This window comes from Coprococcus sp. AF16-22, assembly GCF_003461545.1.
Classification (GTDB): Bacteria; Bacillota; Clostridia; order Lachnospirales; family Lachnospiraceae; genus Coprococcus; species Coprococcus aceti.
This window is the reverse complement of record NZ_QTXH01000010.1, coordinates 66,575-83,803: the sequence shown is the minus strand read 5'-3', so window position 1 is coordinate 83,803 and position 17,229 is coordinate 66,575. Positions and strand designations below refer to the sequence as shown.

At 37.4% G+C, this 17,229-nt stretch carries 17 protein-coding genes; 15 read left to right on the top strand and 2 right to left on the bottom strand.

Features of this window, described 5'->3' with window-relative positions:
- The first annotated feature begins 6 nt into the window (after positions 1-6).
- From DWW60_RS10995 to DWW60_RS10970, 6 genes are all read left to right on the top strand, one after another.
- Positions 7-381 carry a hypothetical protein gene (locus tag DWW60_RS10995; RefSeq protein ID WP_117875386.1) on the top strand — a complete coding sequence of 125 codons (375 nt, stop codon included), beginning with the start codon at positions 7-9 and terminating at the stop codon, positions 379-381.
- Positions 382-389: 8 nt separating this feature from the next.
- The gene (locus DWW60_RS13715; RefSeq protein WP_117875385.1) at positions 390-1,193 is read left to right on the top strand and encodes an HNH endonuclease; all 804 of its coding nucleotides are present in this window, start codon (positions 390-392) and stop codon (positions 1,191-1,193) included.
- Between the two features lie 66 nt (positions 1,194-1,259).
- Positions 1,260-1,451: a hypothetical protein gene (locus tag DWW60_RS10985; protein ID WP_117875384.1), complete on the top strand. Its 192-nt coding sequence runs from the start codon at positions 1,260-1,262 to the stop codon at positions 1,449-1,451.
- Positions 1,444-2,394: a hypothetical protein gene (locus DWW60_RS10980; protein ID WP_117875383.1), complete on the top strand. Its 951-nt coding sequence runs from the start codon at positions 1,444-1,446 to the stop codon at positions 2,392-2,394. The genes DWW60_RS10985 and DWW60_RS10980 overlap by 8 nt, the downstream gene beginning before the upstream one ends.
- Before the next feature lie 4 nt (positions 2,395-2,398).
- Positions 2,399-2,887 (top strand): hypothetical protein, encoded by a 489-nt coding sequence (locus tag DWW60_RS10975; RefSeq protein ID WP_117875382.1) that lies wholly within the window; start codon positions 2,399-2,401, stop codon positions 2,885-2,887.
- Positions 2,874-4,892 (top strand): hypothetical protein, encoded by a 2,019-nt coding sequence (locus DWW60_RS10970; RefSeq protein WP_117875381.1) that lies wholly within the window; start codon positions 2,874-2,876, stop codon positions 4,890-4,892. The genes DWW60_RS10975 and DWW60_RS10970 overlap by 14 nt, the downstream gene beginning before the upstream one ends.
- Before the next feature lie 137 nt (positions 4,893-5,029).
- On the opposite strand, the gene DWW60_RS10965 is transcribed toward DWW60_RS10970, so the two are convergent.
- Both DWW60_RS10965 and DWW60_RS10960 read right to left on the bottom strand, forming a co-directional pair.
- A complete protein-coding gene (locus DWW60_RS10965) occupies positions 5,030-5,296 on the bottom strand; it encodes a hypothetical protein (protein WP_117875380.1) in 267 nt (88 codons plus the stop codon).
- Positions 5,283-5,666, bottom strand: a complete 384-nt coding sequence (locus DWW60_RS10960; protein WP_117875379.1) for a hypothetical protein — start codon at positions 5,664-5,666, stop codon at positions 5,283-5,285. Before DWW60_RS10960 ends, DWW60_RS10965 begins: the two co-directional genes overlap by 14 nt.
- Positions 5,667-6,042: 376 nt before the next feature.
- Here DWW60_RS10960 and DWW60_RS10955 point away from each other — a divergent pair, with 376 nt between their 5' ends.
- The 9 genes from DWW60_RS10955 (at position 6,043) to DWW60_RS10915 (ending at position 17,145) form a co-directional block, all read left to right on the top strand.
- Positions 6,043-6,954, top strand: coding sequence for a restriction endonuclease (locus tag DWW60_RS10955; protein WP_117875378.1), 912 nt, complete (start codon positions 6,043-6,045; stop codon positions 6,952-6,954).
- Positions 6,955-7,184: 230 nt separating this feature from the next.
- A complete protein-coding gene (locus DWW60_RS10950) occupies positions 7,185-8,162 on the top strand; it encodes a restriction endonuclease (protein ID WP_117875377.1) in 978 nt (325 codons plus the stop codon).
- A 172-nt stretch (positions 8,163-8,334) separates the two neighbouring features.
- Positions 8,335-8,727 (top strand): hypothetical protein, encoded by a 393-nt coding sequence (locus tag DWW60_RS10945; RefSeq protein ID WP_117875376.1) that lies wholly within the window; start codon positions 8,335-8,337, stop codon positions 8,725-8,727.
- A gap of 91 nt (positions 8,728-8,818) precedes the next feature.
- Positions 8,819-12,307 carry a topoisomerase DNA-binding C4 zinc finger domain-containing protein gene (locus DWW60_RS10940; RefSeq protein ID WP_117875375.1) on the top strand — a complete coding sequence of 1,163 codons (3,489 nt, stop codon included), beginning with the start codon at positions 8,819-8,821 and terminating at the stop codon, positions 12,305-12,307.
- Between the two features lie 73 nt (positions 12,308-12,380).
- Positions 12,381-13,148 (top strand): zinc ribbon domain-containing protein, encoded by a 768-nt coding sequence (locus tag DWW60_RS10935; protein ID WP_117875374.1) that lies wholly within the window; start codon positions 12,381-12,383, stop codon positions 13,146-13,148.
- 63 nt (positions 13,149-13,211) lie between these two features.
- Complete coding sequence (locus DWW60_RS10930) at positions 13,212-14,888, top strand: hypothetical protein (protein ID WP_117875373.1); 1,677 nt, start codon at positions 13,212-13,214, stop codon at positions 14,886-14,888.
- Positions 14,881-15,663, top strand: coding sequence for a TPM domain-containing protein (locus tag DWW60_RS10925; RefSeq protein ID WP_117875372.1), 783 nt, complete (start codon positions 14,881-14,883; stop codon positions 15,661-15,663). The genes DWW60_RS10930 and DWW60_RS10925 overlap by 8 nt, the downstream gene beginning before the upstream one ends.
- 217 nt (positions 15,664-15,880) lie before the next feature.
- A complete protein-coding gene (locus tag DWW60_RS10920) occupies positions 15,881-16,402 on the top strand; it encodes an RNA polymerase sigma factor (RefSeq protein ID WP_243002953.1) in 522 nt (173 codons plus the stop codon).
- Positions 16,403-16,422: 20 nt separating this feature from the next.
- Positions 16,423-17,145, top strand: a complete 723-nt coding sequence (locus DWW60_RS10915) for a zf-HC2 domain-containing protein (protein ID WP_117875371.1) — start codon at positions 16,423-16,425, stop codon at positions 17,143-17,145.
- The last annotated feature ends 84 nt before the right edge of the window (positions 17,146-17,229 follow it).

The following is a 17,229-nucleotide window of genomic DNA, read 5'->3' as shown; positions in this document are numbered from 1 at the left end:
TACGAAATGAAACGAAAAGAATTTAAGAAAACATTGTTTGAGACATTGAATAATGTTGTGGATGGAATGTCATATGACGATAAAATGATACTTGTGCATAATTTATTAGTGGATTATGAAAAGGATAATGAAGAAAAGCGTGATACTTCCAATAAAGGTAGTAAATGGACAGATGAAGAACTGAAAATTATTTTGTCTGACGCACCTACAAAAGAAAATTGTGTGAAATATGCTAGGTTATTTAAAAGGGGATATGGCAGTATAGAACAGATTTATAGATGGTCGGTTACTACAACAAAAGAAATGACAGACGAACGAAAAAGAGATAGTTTCATATTGCAGGTAAAGAGAATTGCAAAAGAATTAGGAATCAGAGGATAGGTACGTTTATGAAATTAGATTGGGGTAATGTTTTAAAATTTGCTGATGAGAGAGAGTATTATGAAGTACTAGGATTTCTGGCAAAAGATGAAGAGTATATAAGGGTTTATACGGAAAGTAATGATAAATCTGGAGCATGGGCACCACAAGGGAGATTATTATTAAGAAATGTGGATATTAGTTCTTTACCAGAACCCTTAATGAAAGCATTTGAGACAAGTTTAGATGGAAGAATTAGCGAAACAAAATATGTAAGGAATCTAAAAGAAAATCATTATTTCATCAAGGAAGTCGATCCCACAGGAAGTGATTTTACTAAATGGTTATACAAAGAGTCTCTTGAAAAAGTTTTGGAAACAGTGCCAAAAGGATATGAAAATGATTTTTATCGAGGATATCATTGGAATTGTGAAGTTGTTAAGAGAGTGAGAAATATATCTGCGTATGATATTAATTTGACGGAAGAATCGAAACAGGAGGAATTACAGCCACACACAGAGGGAAAGAAGACTGCTTACTACACAACAAAGTATGAACGAAGTGCTCAAAATCGAGAGGAAGCAATCCGTATACATGGAACAAAGTGTATGATATGTGGTTTTGATTTCGAAAAGAAATATGGAAAATTAGGTAAGGGGTATATAGAAGTACATCATATTAAACCGCTTTCCGATTTGAATGAAGAGGTTGTTGTAAATCCTGCAACAGATTTAATATGTGTATGTTCAAATTGCCATAGGATGTTACATAGATTTAGAAGTTATATGGTATCAGTTGAAGAACTTAGAAGGATTGTGGAAGATAATGAGTAAATGATTTATAACTGCATAATACAAATGATATTCATGCTTGATATCGAGTGAAAATAGGATGATATTATGTCAAATATATATGAATTAAAATATTGGAATAATATGCAAGTAGAAATAATAAAAAATTATCCGTTGTTTAGAAAATATAAAATTAAGGTAATACATACAGGTGTTATTATCATAGTAGATGAATGTGCATTAACAGAAAAAAAAGAAGAAGCTGTTTCAATCGCATGGTTGGAGGAATACAATGCTTGAATTTATAAAACAATACTTATCAGGTGAAAAGTGGGAAGAATTATGTAATTCTTGTTATAGAATGAGATATCAAGAAATGGGATATCAAGAGATTCCTGCTCAATATAAAGGTGATGGTGGAATTGAAGGATTTACAAAGAATGGTATTGTATATCAATGCTATTGTCCAGAAAAGGAATACACTGATGATGAATTATATGAACATATGCGGAAAAAAATGACTACAGATATCGCAAAATTTATCAGCAAAGATTATGAAAAAGTATTGAAAGGATTGGGAATTAACAATATAAATCAATGGCATTTTGTTATTCCACAGAATAAGGATAGAAGAATATTAGAACATGCAGAAAAAAAGAGAAAAGAGGTTATGGCTTATCGAGAAAAAAATCTAGAGCAATGTTCATATATCGCGGAAGACTTTACTATTACAATAAAAACTGCGGAAGATTTTAAATTGGAAATATCTAGAATTATCAGAAATGATTTAGGGTATAAGCTTGATTTTACTGTTTTGCGCAATAAAAAAGTAGATTGGTCAAAGTGTGATAACGAAAAGGTGAATAATGTAAAACGAAAAATCAAGGCAGTTATGAATGGAATCAATGATGATGACGAAGATTATATTGATATGGTTAATACGTATATGGAATCATATGTTATTGGAATCGAATTGATGGAAAAGTTAAGAACAGAACAAGTTGATACATATGAACAGATAATCAGTTTAGAGGATTCATATAAAAGACAAGTATCAATTAAAACTAAAACTAATACAGACAGCTCGATAAATCAAAAATTATTTATTGAGATATTAGATGATTTTCAAAGAGTATTAGAAAAAGAACTGCCATATATCACAAGAAGTTCTGTTGCTGAATTAAAGGATGATATGATAAGTAGTTGGTTAGCAGATTGTTCAATGCAATTTAAGAGTAGGTGAAAAAATGAAAAAGACACAAGAATTGGCAAAGAAAGGTATTATATTTGATGCAAAACCTGATGCAATTCCATATAATTATAGAATTAGCTATAAAATATCAATTATTTGTTTAATGATTTATTCTTGTTGTGGACGTAGAGGGTGTTCATTAATTAAGATGCATATAATTGGATCAGCTTTATCAGATAATAGATTTAGAAAGAAGTTAATGATCTTTTTGAATTCCCATTTACAATATAATATTATAATAAGGTTTGATCCGGCGTTAAATCGAGCATTAGAATTTGCACTTGCAGATGAAATGATGGTTCAACAAGGAAATGGAACATATAAACTTACTGAAAAGGGGAAAAAATTAGCAAAAGCTATTTCTGATGATGAAACAATATTTAGGTCAGAAAAGGAGATATTAAGCGAGATATCTCTAGGTTTAACAGAGGAACGAATTGAAGAACTTTCAGAAAGGTGGAGATACCAAAATGCTGAAAATTAACAGATTAAAAATTAGCATTCAGGCTGCCAACAAAGAATATCTATTTGACGAAACTTTTAATGATGGTTTGAATTTTATTGCAAGTGATAATAATACAAGAGGAAAAAGTTCTGTACTTATAGCAATATATTATGCACTTGGATTTGAGGAGATAATAGGAGGGGTTAACGAAAAAGTACTGACATCGGCATATAAAACTATAATTGAAGATGATGATAATAGGTGGCCTGTATTGGAATCAGGTGTCTATTTGGAAATTTCGAATGGATATGAAGAAGTTACTATTTTTCGTTCAGCGAAAAGTGAGACAAGAGATGCCAAATTGGTAACGGTATATATGTCAAAACTAGCAGATATATTTAATGCAGACACTAATTTAGATGAATTTTATGTGCATATGCCCAATGCGGCAAATAATATAAAAGGATTTCATTATTTTTTAGAAAAATTTCTAAATATAGAATTACCGCTTGTTCCGTCAACTGATGGAGTTGATAGAAAATTATATCTTCAGTTGGTGTTTTCTTCAATGTTTATTGAACAAAAGAATGGTTGGTCTGGAATATATTCAGGAATGCCTTATTTATCAATAAAAGATGCTAAAAAAAGAGTTACCGAATTTGTATTAGGATTAAGCACATTTGAAAATGAGAGGAAAAGAAGTGCACTTATAAACAAAGAACGATATCAGAAAGAGCAATGGAAAAATCTTTATGGTGAAATGATGTCTTTGCAGAACAGAAATCAGTGTGTAGTTAAAAATATTCCTTTGTCCCCTGAAATATTATCGGAGGAATTTATTAGTAATATACATATTGTACGAAGTGTAGGGGAGCATATTAGTATAGATGAATGGATTAAAGAGTTACAAGCAGAGCATGATTCTTTAAAAACAATTAAACCTAAAATTATTGATAATTATGATGATTTACAGCAAGAATTAGAAGAAGTTGAATCGGATTTGTCAGAATATCAATACAAAGAATTAGAATTACAAGAAAATATTAGAGTAGAAAAAAGAAAAATTTTTGAGCTAAATCAGAATCTTAACATTATTAGACAGGATATTACTAATAATAAGGATGCACAAAGATTGAAAGACCTAGGCAGTAATTTGCAATGTCTGTCTTTTGAGGGAATTTGTCCAACGTGTAATCAAAAGATACAGGATTCTCTTTTGCCAATTCATCATCAAACTAATATGATGACGATTGAACAGACAATTAAGCACTTGAATGCTCAAAAAGAAATGCTTGAATTTGCTTTAGAATATCATAGAAACAGAAACGTAGAGTTAGATACAACCTTAAAAGATGTGCGTGAGAAAATCGGAACATTATATAGATTGGCAAAATCGATTCGACGGGATTTATACTCCATAGATGATGATTTATCAGAGACGATTATATACAAAAGAATGGCAATAGAACATCATATATCAGAATTAAATGAATTCAAAAATGCAATTGATGACATAGTAAAGAAATTTATAGAACTTAGTGAAAATTGGAAAGAACTACTAAAGGAAAAAGCAGAACTTCCTAAGTTGGGATTTTCAGAAGACGATGAGAAAAAATTGAAATGTTTTAAGAATTATTTTATATCAAATTTAAGAAGCTTTAAATATACTAGTACATCTAATATTGGTGGGATAGAAATATCAAAGGATAACTATATGCCTGTAATTGACAAATTTGATATGAAATTTGATTCTTCGGCGAGTGATAATATTCGTGCAATATGGTCATACACATTAGCCTTGTTACAGACCTCAAAACAATATAACGGAAATCATCCTGGAGTAGTAATTTTTGATGAACCAACTCAACATAGTATTGGTGCAGATGATGCAAAAGCTTTTTTTGAAAAAATTGTCTCTTTGCAAGGAACGTGTCAAATAATTATAGGAATAACTGTGAATACAGAGGAAATAAAAAATGCTATTGAAAATATGGATGATAACGATTATAAGTATATTCATATTGGCAATAAAGCTTTTGTATAAATCTACGAGTTTATGAGTACAGAAAAGCATTTTATTAATGATACAGTAGTGTTTTGAGTTTTCTTTCAATTTTTTCTGAGAAAAACTTGAAAGAAAACTCGTAGAGCCGCTTAAGGTATAGTGATGTTATTGCAGACTTAATTAAATTCATTCATAGCATCCACATATTCCTGTAATCCATTAGGTTTGCAAGCTAATTCAGCATACATCAGAGGATTTTTCTGTGCCAGCCGATATAGATATGCGATATCATCAGGGGTATCGAGCAAGACGGCTGAATTACATTTTTTGCAACTGATAGTAAAAGATGTGCCAGTATATGTATCATTGATGGCATTAACAATAACGGAATCTGTATCAAGTTCATACATACCAAACAGGTAACAAAGGTTATTTTGTTTCATGGTGTTCTCCTTCCCACAGATACTTAGCACCATCAAGCAGATCAATGATGGCTGTAAGCATATTGTTATAGTAGGTCTGTAGTTCCTTGATTTCATTGCTTGTAGGAAGATTGTTTAAAGTTTGATGTTCACAGCATTCAGTAAATGCTTTCTGCAATTCAAGTAATTGCAGATATAGTGCATTAATAGTTTGTACAAGAGGATATATGGTTTCTTTCTTGCCGACAACGCAGATGCGGTTATAGATGCAGGAACGGACAAAATAATCTTTCTTCATCATGCCGCTGGCAAGGATGCGGGCTTCGGTTTGCTTGCGTTCAGCTTCGCTGATTCTAAAACTTATAGTTGGATGTTTGTGTTGATTGCTCATGGAAAAGCTCCTTTCATAGTGGGTGTGGCAGCAGGCACGATTAAGCACCCGCAAACCACATTTGATTATTCGTTTTTAGTAGTAAAAGTAGATTATATCTGCCATGGATTTCATAGAAACAATAGGGAATAATTGCAACTAATTTGCTACTAAAAGTTTTGAAAACGATGCGAAATGAGCGATATTTAGCGAAATATAGATGCCTGAAATGCAGGAAATATCAGCATTTATGAGTTGACGATAAAAAACCCGGGAAGAGTTTGAGTAAAATATAAAACCTAGAGAATACAGTAAAATAATAGTATTCTTTAGGTTTTTGTGCTTAGATGACTAGTAGAATAACGACTATTGGGAAAAAGAGAGGAATTAACCAATTATGTATTTTGATACGTTAAATTCTGAAGAGCAGATATCACAGCTTATCAAGCCTATAATAGAGGTGCTTCAGGAGGCTGGTGGACAGTTAGACCGATCAGAGATACGTGATAGAATTAGTGAAAAGGATGAACGTATAGCTGAATTTGAACAAAAGATCTACACTTCAAACAAGACTGGAAATCAATATAAAAAGTTTGATTTCAAATTCAATTTCGCAATAAAAGAACTCGGGTATGTAGGGGTGTTGTCGTATGAAAAGTATAATCCCAAGATTACACTTACCTCAGAAGGCTCAAGTATAGACTTGTCTAAATTTGATGTAAAAACAGAGGTTAGGGATAAGGCTCGTAAGTATTGGGAGGAGCATTCTGCAAAAAATAAGAATAAGAAAAACGTTACAGCTACGCCAATGGTGGAAGATGAAGAGAACGAATCTGAAAAAGAAGAGTTTTTGGATGATTTTAGGGTGAAATTACAGAGCGCAATTGCAAATATGTCGCCTGCAAAATTTGAACAGCTATCAAGATCCTTACTTACGAGGATGGGAGTGCAGTTTACAAATAAGGGTGTACAGGTTTCTAATGATGGTGGTATTGATGGATATGGCTATCATATAGATGAAGACGATTTTAGAACGACAAGAGTAGTGATACAGTGCAAGAGATTTAATACAAGTCCAGTTAGTGAGCCGGATATAAATCAGTTTCTGGGTGCTATGAATAAGTATCAGGCAGATTATGGAGTTTTTATAACAAACAGTCGTTTTACAAATAATGCTAGAGAGGCTGCCAGAGCGGGTACTCCGATTACACTAATTGATGGTAATGAACTGATCAAATTAATTATTCGGTATGAATTATATATAACGCCTGTTACAACATATGTGTTGGACGATTTTTATGATGATTAAGATTGGCTAGGTTTACAGAGATAATTAGGGGAAAGTATGATGCAATGATATTGACGGTAGAATCAAATATGTTTGCTTAATAGGTGAAATGACCATTATATTTGAAAAAAAATTGATATAGAAAAACAGTAGGTGGGATTTACCTATGCATAAAAGATGTGATAAGGCAACAAATTTATTTCCACAAAATAATATTTTGATAGTGATGTGATTTAAAGGAGAATTACTAGATGAATTTATACAATTATGTATTATTTGAAAAGTGTGTAGCTCGAATATTTCAAAAAGCAGAATACAGTATTCAACGAAATGTGATGCTTAATAATGGTGTTGAGATTGATATTATTGCAGAGAAAGATGACAATAAATATTGTATAGAAGTTAAATATGCTTCAGTAAGTGGTCATGTAGCTGATAGAATTTCACAAATTGCGATAGATAATAAAATGATTCCAATTTTAGTTGTTGCCGAATATGTTACAGATGAAAAGAGAAAAAAATTCTATAATGAACATCCAGAATTAATAGTAATAGATATATCAAATTTGTTGTTTGCTGTTCAGCAATTTGATGAGCTAAAGAACGAGATGATTGCATGTTTGAATTATTCCGTAGATAATATAGCACCGGTGAAGGGCTTTATAGAAATTAATTCTTTGCAGCATAGTTCCTATACTAAATCTTTGATTAAAGAGATGAAATTATGTCAAGAAGGTAATTCTATGGCGAGAAAATATGAAGTAATATGTCGTAAGCTATTGGAAAATATATTTTCAGAAGATTTAACTTTATGGAAAGAACAGGAAAAGTCTAATAAAAAATTGTATAGATTTGACCTTTTGTGCAGAATAAAAGATGGAAACCAAAAGACTTTTTGGTCAATTATTGAAAAATACTTTAAATCTAAATATGTGATTTTTGAGTTTAAAAATTATGGTGAACCAGTTACCCAAAAAGAGATATATACTACAGAAAAATACTTATATGCTAAGGCGTTAAGAAGAGTGGGAATAATTATATCTCAAAATGGCTATGATGAAAATGCAACTTGGGCAGCAAAAGGATGTTTAAGAGAAAATGGAAAATTGCTTGTGCTGTTGACTACAGATGATCTAATAAAGATGAATAATATGAAAGAAAATCAAGATGATCCAGCAGAATTTTTGTTGGAGAAATTAGATAATATATTAATGGAACTTGAAAAATAGTGCTAGGTTATAATTAACATTATTTTGATAAATGTGTTTAGTAAGGTATACAACAAATTTATATAGTAGAGACATGATTATATGTATTTTTTAGGATTACCTTCATTCGACAATATAAGATATTTACAAAGCACTAGATTATCGTAAATAATTAGAATTGGAGGTGAGTAATTTGATATTTTTTCAGGAAGAAATGTTATATGTGGCGCAAAAACTTATTAACTTGAAAGAAACTAAAGATGATGTAAAGGCAGGGGCCGATCTGCAGTATACAAATCAACTAATTAATTGTATAAGTTTAGATCCGAAATATATTCAAAATGGATGGGATTTGAATATGCGATTGAGAATGGAATATCCAGAAATTGATGACATTCAAAATATAATAAATAGAATGCCATCAGATAATGCTAGAGTCCCGAATCCGAAAGAGATTATTGTTGAAATATTAAAAATGGATTGTTGGGGGATAGTTGCACATGTATTGATAAAGCATGGGAAGATTAAAGAAATAAAAGATATTATAAAAAATCCAGCTAAGCGACAATCCAGGACTTTGTCGTAATTCAGTATGAATAAATTGAAAATACTTCTGTTTATCTGTACAATAATTATAAAAAGTCATTGCACTAGTTACACCACAAGGAGCACACCGAATGGAAGACAAACGAAAGAACGCAGTCCTGGAAATCTTAAACTACTGGAAAATTACAGAATTTCTAGGTCAGACCGACATTCCACAGGAAAGTTCAGAGAACAAAAAGCTAATTAAGAATATTAAGAATGGCAAAGAGGTTAAGGCAGAGAAGATCGAGGTCTTCTTTGATTTGCCAGTTTTGTCGGCTTCTGATATAGATCTGGAAATGATCTTGGAAAAAGACAGGGACGACTATGCGAAGTTTCCTTCGGTTGGTGATGAGATCCATTTTTGTCTGGGGAAGGTAGAGAGGAATACAGTAGTTGATTATCTTGAGAAGTTTATAGAGGATAAATCCGATAATCCTGAGATAGCTTATCCCCAAAAGAGCGCGATCGCATGGTGCTCATTCAAGACAGATACGAAAGGCGTGTATCTTAAGAATAGTTTCCAGCTGTCATCGATACTGTGGGCAGTTGCCAAGTGGGATGAGTCAAGAGCACATAATAGTCATGACTTTTCTCTCGATACTAGCGAGTATGAAGAACTTGTTGGAGAGATCAATGAGGAACTGCAGGATCAGAATGTCGATGAGTTCATTTCAACCATATATGAAAAGATTTTTAACGAGTATGTGAAACACAGATTCTCAGAGGATTCGCAGGAATCAATGGGAATTGCTGAGTACAACAGGTATGTGGACGAGCAGGCCAGAGATGCGGACGAGGATGCATTTGACTATGCGGATCAGGGTAAAAGCTTCTTTTTGAATGACATTATTCAGTTGTCAGAGCTGGTTCAGAATGGGAACTTTGGCGATGGGAATGAATATGAGAAGAAAGTGATCGAGTACATTCTGGCAGGGCACGAAAAGTCGAAAGGCCCAGACGATTTACCGAGAACGATCATCTCGCCGGATGCGGGAAAAAGTGAGATGAAGTTGTTCTTTGACAGAATTCTTAACGTTACAAATTCGCCAAGGGGTAAATGGCCGGCCAAATATATGCCGGCGTTGATGCAGCAGGTTGCAGTCAATATTGCAATCAGACAGGACGGGGATGCTCCAGTTTTTTCTGTAAACGGACCTCCCGGAACGGGAAAGACTACATTGCTCAAGGAGATCGTGGCAAGCAATATTGTTGAGCGTGCCAGACTCCTCGCTGAGAATGCAGAAGATCCAGACTCTTTATTTGAAATGCATTCATTTTCGCATGGACCGCTAGAGGCAAATGCGAATGCCTATTACCAGTATGCGCCTCATTATTATTCGATAAATGTTGATGAGATCAACAATTATAGTATGCTGGTCGCGTCATGTAACAATGCGGCGGTGGAAAATATCACGATAGACCTTCCGAAGGAGGGGGATATACTTGACAGTTTGGAGTCGTCTGGGGATGACGAAGAGGAGATCTGCTGCGGTCTGGATGAGGTTCATGATTTGTTTGATATCAACAAGTCAGGTGATGTGGAGACTATAACCAGATACGGAAAGAGCCGAGAAGAGAAGGATATTTATTTTACGCGTTATGCGGATAAACTTTTAGGCGGAGCCGACTGCTGGGGCCTTATATCCGCTCCGTTTGGCAGAAAGGCAAATATCCGTAAGTATTGCAATTCGGTCCTGAAGCCATTTGTGGAGGACTATAAATCGAATGGTGTCAGAGAGCAGCATAAGGCAAAATATCTGGAGGTAAGAAAAAAGTTTTTATCTCAATATAAACTGGTGGAAAGCCTGCGAAATGAGTTGGAACAGATCTGTGCTCTGGCAAGTTCGGTTCCTGTGGAGTTGCAGGAAAATGCACCAGAGGATTTGTCATGTGAAATAAGTGATGTGGAAAGAAAGCGGCAGATGTTTGAGCGTCAGTTATTTGCTGAACAAAAAGAGCTGATCGAGCTTGAGGAAAGCAGACCGAAGGGATTGTTCGCAAGGCGTAAGGATACATCCGCAAGAGATATATTCATTCAGGAGAAGAAAGCAACAATATCAAAACTTAATGGAGAGATAACTTCTTTGAACAACAGGATATCAGGCCTGCAGAATCTTCAGGAATACCAGCGGTGTATTTCAAAATACTCGCATGGGCAGATGAAGATGACCCCGGTGGACGCTGCATTTATGGAACGTTATGTATCCGAGGACGACAGGCTGTCAACAAAAGCACAGATAACCAATCCATGGTTTACCGCCCAGTACAATAGAGAGCGTGAAAAGTTATTCCTGTATGCATGTAAGCTGCACAAAGAATTTGTCATTTCTTCAAAATGCATGCGGCATAATATCATCAACCTGATGATTGCGTGGAATGTGTTTGATGACTGTGGTGAGAGGATGAAGCTTGCTGACAGAGAAGAAGCCATGCCATATATGCTCCAGAGCATTTTCCTGCTGACCCCTGTGATATCCACAACATTTGCTTCTGCGCAGACTTTCCTGGGCGATGTGAAGAAAAGCGGAGTGCTTGGAACTCTTATCGTCGATGAGGCGGGACAGGCACAGCCGCAGATGGCGGTTGGTGCGATGTTTAGGTGTAGAAAGGCGATCATAGTCGGAGATCCAAAGCAGATCGAGCCTGTGGTTACCGCAGAGACTGACATGATAAAACAGCTGCTTACCGCAGAGATATTGGCAGGTTACAAGGATAAGAAAATCTCTGTGCAGGCATTTGCTGACTATATAAATCCGTATGGAACTTATCTTGGAAAAGATGAGGAGAAAGAGTGGGTAGGCTGCCCGTTGGTAGTCCATAGGCGCTGCATTGACCCGATGTACACAATCTCAAATGTGCTTTCATATGATGGAACTATGAAGCAGCAGACGGCAGCACCTAAGGCTGATAGGGCAAAGACATTTATTTTGGACAAGAGCTGTTGGATAGATGTAGCCGGTGCTGAGAATTCGGGCAAGAAGGATCATTTTGTCAAGGCACAGGGGGAGCTTGTTCTGAAACTACTGGAGAGAAAATTTGAACGGGATACTATCGATATTCCGAGGCTGTTTATCATCACACCATTTACATCGGTGAAAGAGGGAATGCTGGAGATGATAAAGAAATCGGAGTTATATGGAAAAGAGCCAAGAGTCAGAAAATGGCTTAATGCAAATAACATTGGAACAGTGCACACTTTCCAGGGTCAGGGAACGGATGAGGTTATATTCCTACTCGGATGCGACAGCAAATCTATGGGAGCCGTCAATTGGGTGAACAATAATATCGTCAATGTTGCAGCGACAAGGGCAAAATTCAGATTTTACATGATAGGCGATAAGTCGGTATGGACTTGCAGGTCGGTGAGGGTTGCGAGAGAATGCACAGCAGAGATACTAACAGATAAAGAGGTTGCTGAGCTGCTTGGCGATAAGACCGAAGAGGCTAAGGCTGCACCTGCAAAGATGTCTATGATATGCCCGGAATGCGGGAAAAAGTTGGTTGAAAGATCGGGGAAATTTGGCAAATTCATAGGTTGCTCGGGCTTCCCGAAATGCCGGTTTACGCAGTCGGTATAGGAACAGAGCAACACCCCGTTGCTTTTCCCAATCCCCGCAATCTGTTATGATATCCATAACGGAGGTGAGTACAATGGAGACAAAGGACGTTATATTAGAACTTCGAACCAAACGAGGATTATCCCAGGATGACCTGGCAGAGAAGGTCATGGTCACAAGGCAGGCGGTGTCACGTTGGGAAAACGGCGATACAGTGCCGAATACAGATACGTTGAAACTGCTTTCAAAAGAGTTTGATGTATCGATAAACACTCTGCTTGGCGAACCGAGGAAATTGATATGTCAGTGCTGTGGAATGCCACTCGAGGACGCTGCCGTTATGGGACGGGACAGTGATGGTGCGCTGAACGAGGACTACTGCAAATGGTGTTACGCCGACGGCACCTATACCTATAGCAATATGGATGATCTGATCGATGTATGTGTGAAGAATATGATGGGGGAGAATTTCACTGAGGAGCAGGCGAGAGAATATTTGAAAGAGATGCTGCCGAAACTTGACTATTGGAAGCGTTATGAGCAGCTAAGTGATGGCGGCCAGTTTGAGGTATTTAAAGGTAAGCTCATAGATGAGATCAATGCGCTTCATATAGAAGGAATGCCCCGTCTTGAAAGACTCAATGCGCTTGTTGGCAAATATGTGAATCTCGAGTATCGTCTGCCAAATGGCATGAATGTCAAATTCCTTGATGACGAGAAGACGTATCTGGGAAATCAGCTGGAATGCGAATTCGGCGGAGACAGATACTTTGGAGTTCTGGCGGATATGGATTTTATTTTGATATCGACATATGAGGCGGAAGGGACAAATCCGGAACTGGTTCTTTATAAAAAGAGGTAGTATAATGAGTTAGGTTATTTCGTCAATAATCTTTCACAATTTATATTACAGGGGGAAATACATATGATACAATGTGCCGGATGTGGCAGCAATCTGGTATATGATATAGCAAGAAAGAAAATGTACTGCAAAGCATGTGGAAATGAATACGAGCCGGAGAGTGTCGACAAGGATGAGGACAGCGAGGAGCGCAAGCTTATGGAACTTACTGTATTCATTTGTCCGCAGTGTGGTGGGGAGATATACAGTACAGATGAATCAGCGACGGGATTCTGCAGTTACTGCGGGGCAGCGACTATGCTTTCCAGCCGGCTGAAAAGCGAGAGAAGACCGGATTATGTGATACCGTTTGCGGTGACGAAGGACATGTGCAAGGCATCATATGTCACAGTCATGAAGAGGGCTATATACGCTCCGAACAGGCTGAAACACAGACGAAATGTGCAGGAGTTCCGTGGAATCTACATGCCGTATTGGCTGTGTGATGTTGACCAGAAAGGTAAAACAGCTGTCAGGGCGACGGACAGCTATAGCTCAGGGGTTGATACAGTCAGTCATACATATAATGTAAGATGCTTTGCGGATAATCATTATGAGAATATAACCATGGATGCATCATCGCTGTTTCCGGATGATCTCAGCAGTAAGGTGGCACCATTTGACTCGGCGGATATGAAACCATTTTCCATGGGATATCTGAGCGGGTTCTACGCGGATCTGCCGGATGTGGATTATGGTGTGTACAGGGATAAGATAGCGCAGGTGACAGGTGATATGGCGTATGATGTGATGATGAGTAAGATAAAGCATCATCTATGTACATACGATGCTATCGGTGAACCGGAGGAGCCATTGTCAGAAACGATGGATATAAAGATCACTGGAGCAAAGACCGGGTTGTTTCCTGTGTGGCTTTTGTCATACAAGAACGGTAAGCGTATTGCATATGCAGCGGTAAATGGCAGCACAGGAAAAGTGGCTGCGGATATACCGCTTGATATCGGCAAGTTTCTGCTGGGATGCCTGATAGGAGTGGCTCCATTATACTTTTTGCTGAACTTATTTCTTACGGTGAGACCTGGCGTTCTGCTCGCATTTGTATCTGCGATAGGTGCGCTTGTGACCATGATATATTGCGATGAGATGGAGAAGATAGCGGATGTAGAGACACATGAAAATGATGTGGGATTCTTCGCAAGGCATACACTCAATGTAAAGAAAAGTGGAGGCAGGAAGAAAAAACTACAAATAAAAAAGCTACAAACAAAAAAGCCACAAAAAAATACAAAAAGAAAATTAAAAAATAAGATAACTTCATTTATAAAGTTTTCTTGTTTTCTTGAAGTCATACAGCTGATAGCATGCATGATATTATTATTATGCCTGAAGTTTGGAATAAATCCTTTACTTTTTAACTGGGATATTATGGGAAAGGCCAGTTATGTTGTGGCGGTCATCTCGTGTCTGGTTGCCATTTATGGAGCAGTAAAAGGCATAGCAAACGTGAGAAGAGTAAAAAGAAAAAGTGGCACCATGGGATTATTTATTGCATTTGCCACCATTCTGTCTGTAGCGGTCGTGTTGATAAAACCGGTTATGGATAAGTATTATTATGGATGCGTGCTCCTGGTGTGTGCTGCAACCATTCTGACGCTTATAGACCTGGTTATCAGCCACAACCGGATGTCCACAAGACCACTTCCGCAGTTTGAGTACAAGGGAGGTGATCATCGTGCGTAGAGCGGTAATTGCCAGAGTGATGATCACTGTGATGATCATGCTGTCGTTTCTGGTTGTGGGGGCTGATTGTGCAGTACATGTTCACGCATCTGAGAAGGATCAGGATGATTCGTATAGCTACCACCATAAAGTGATAATCAAGGACTATGCAGATGTGTTGACTAAAAGTCAGGAAGAACAACTGATGGAGACTATGCAGGAGACAGCCCGTTATTGTAATGTATTATGCGAGATATCGGAATTTGCATTCCATTCTTCAGCGTACCATGCTGAGTCATCCTACAAAAGGGAATTGGGCACCCTGGATGGTGTTATGTTCCTCATTGATTTGTATAATAGACAGATATACATCTATTCTTATGGCGAACCGTATAAGATCATCACCAAGACAAATGCGTATACGATAACAGACAATGTCTATGAATATGCAAGTGAAGAGAAATATTTTGAGTGCGCAAATGAGGCATTCAAGCAGATAAATATGCTGCTGGTAGGAGAGCAGATAAGCCGTCCCATGAAGCATATCAGCAATATACTTCTTGCAATAATATTCTCTATATTGCTTAATTATCTTCTGCTGAAGAAAACATCAAAAGTACATGATATGGGTTCAAAAAATCTGCTTATCGGTACAAAGGTTTCATATAATATGAATCAGAAATATGATATGCTCACTGAAACGAGAAGTACAAGATCTGGATCCGGAGGCCATGGTGGAATCGGCGGCGGTGGCTTCGGAGGCATCGGCGGCGGCGGTGGAGGCCACAGCTTCTAGTCAAAGAGAAGAAAATCTGACAAAATATAAACGATGAAAAATGCTGTGAAGAATTTTCGAAATTCACAGCATTTTATTTTCATAAGGAGGGACCCACGTAAGTGGGAGGATTCCTTGTGAAGTACGCAGACGCCGCGCGAAGCGCCTTACATGCGTCTGCTCCTTTTGTAACGTTTTTCAATTATACTGGTCTTATATGTGAAGGGAGGTAAAAAACTTGGCGTCAGGAAAAGAAAAAAATGGAATAGAAGAAATATACGAAAAGTACTACAAAGACGTATATCGTTTGGTGCTGGCACTGTCTAAGAATCCCCACATAGCCGAAGACATAACACAGGAGACATTTGTTAAAGCGATAAAAGCTGTGGATCGGTTCAAAGGAGACTGCGATATAAAGGTCTGGCTCTGTCAGATAGCAAAGAATACATACTTTACATATGCGGGCAAACAGAATCGGGAGCAGGTGGATGGTGACGCGGTAAATAACCGGTCAGAGTCACAGGCTGCACTTATGGGGGATGCGGAGTATGATCTCATATCAGAGACGGTTGATAAGGAGCAGGCTATAAAGATTCACAGAATACTGCATGATCTGCCGGAGCCATATAAAGAAGTGTTCACGCTCAGGGTATTTGGTGAACTGAGATTCGGGCAGATCGCTGATATATTTGGCAAGACGGAGAGCTGGGCGAGAGTGACATATCACCGTGCCAGAATGATGATAATGGATAAAATGTAACAGAAACAGGAGGTATAATAGTGAATAAAGATTGTGAAATTATAAAAGATCTCATACCACTTTACGTGGATGGCGTGTGCAGCGAGGAGAGCAAGGCAAAGGTTGAGGAGCATATAGAGCATTGTCCTGATTGTCTGATGACGGTTGAGCGCATGAAGTCGCATCTTGTGCTTCCGATGGAGGATAGTTCAGGTGTAAAGGGATTTAAGAAATTTGTAAATAAAAAGATAAGAGGAAGAGCGCTGGCGGTTATCTTGATATTTGTGTTGCTCTGGATAGTGCTCAACTGGGCGATAACCTGCAGGTGGACTGAGGTTTGGCCAAAGATGACATCGGAGGGGATACAACAGGCTGCCCAGGTTGTCGAGATAGACGGAATGTTGTACCTTCACCAGAATGGTCTTGAGGGAATGGGACAGATAGTAGATATAAGTACTTCAGATGAAATGGATAGCGGCGTATTCAAATTCTATCTCGGGGAGCAGGGGCTGACATCACTTGATATATTTGGAAATGCAAGGTCGTGGATGTCAAGTGAGGCGTATCAGAGCTTTGGAGGATATAGAGAGGGCGCGGCTGTCCCTCAGACAGAACATAAGGATACAGGCAGTTCAGATATATACTATGGCGATGAGGAGCCAAGAGTTATAAATAAGATTGTGTATTGCCACAAGGATGGAACCGAGGTTGCGACTCTCTGGGAGGAGAACCAGAATCTGCCGATCCTGAACAGTGAAAAATAGAATGTGTATGCCACATAAAACTCACATTACAAATAATTAAAGTAAAAACCAACCTTTTTTGCCATTTAATTGAATGATCCATGA

Excerpts from the sequence above, each read along its gene's own strand:
- DWW60_RS10995 (WP_117875386.1), top strand. The coding sequence starts at position 7 with ATGAAACGAAAAGAATTTAAGAAAACATTGTTTGAGACATTGAATAAT.
- DWW60_RS13715 (WP_117875385.1), top strand. The coding sequence starts at position 390 with ATGAAATTAGATTGGGGTAATGTTTTAAAATTTGCTGATGAGAGAGAG.
- DWW60_RS10985 (WP_117875384.1), top strand. The coding sequence starts at position 1,260 with ATGTCAAATATATATGAATTAAAATATTGGAATAATATGCAAGTAGAA.
- DWW60_RS10980 (WP_117875383.1), top strand. The coding sequence starts at position 1,444 with ATGCTTGAATTTATAAAACAATACTTATCAGGTGAAAAGTGGGAAGAA.
- DWW60_RS10975 (WP_117875382.1), top strand. The coding sequence starts at position 2,399 with ATGAAAAAGACACAAGAATTGGCAAAGAAAGGTATTATATTTGATGCA.
- DWW60_RS10970 (WP_117875381.1), top strand. The coding sequence starts at position 2,874 with ATGCTGAAAATTAACAGATTAAAAATTAGCATTCAGGCTGCCAACAAA.
- DWW60_RS10965 (WP_117875380.1), bottom strand. The coding sequence starts at position 5,296 with ATGAAACAAAATAACCTTTGTTACCTGTTTGGTATGTATGAACTTGAT.
- DWW60_RS10960 (WP_117875379.1), bottom strand. The coding sequence starts at position 5,666 with ATGAGCAATCAACACAAACATCCAACTATAAGTTTTAGAATCAGCGAA.
- DWW60_RS10955 (WP_117875378.1), top strand. The coding sequence starts at position 6,043 with ATGTATTTTGATACGTTAAATTCTGAAGAGCAGATATCACAGCTTATC.
- DWW60_RS10950 (WP_117875377.1), top strand. The coding sequence starts at position 7,185 with ATGAATTTATACAATTATGTATTATTTGAAAAGTGTGTAGCTCGAATA.
- DWW60_RS10940 (WP_117875375.1), top strand. The coding sequence starts at position 8,819 with ATGGAAGACAAACGAAAGAACGCAGTCCTGGAAATCTTAAACTACTGG.
- DWW60_RS10935 (WP_117875374.1), top strand. The coding sequence starts at position 12,381 with ATGGAGACAAAGGACGTTATATTAGAACTTCGAACCAAACGAGGATTA.
- DWW60_RS10930 (WP_117875373.1), top strand. The coding sequence starts at position 13,212 with ATGATACAATGTGCCGGATGTGGCAGCAATCTGGTATATGATATAGCA.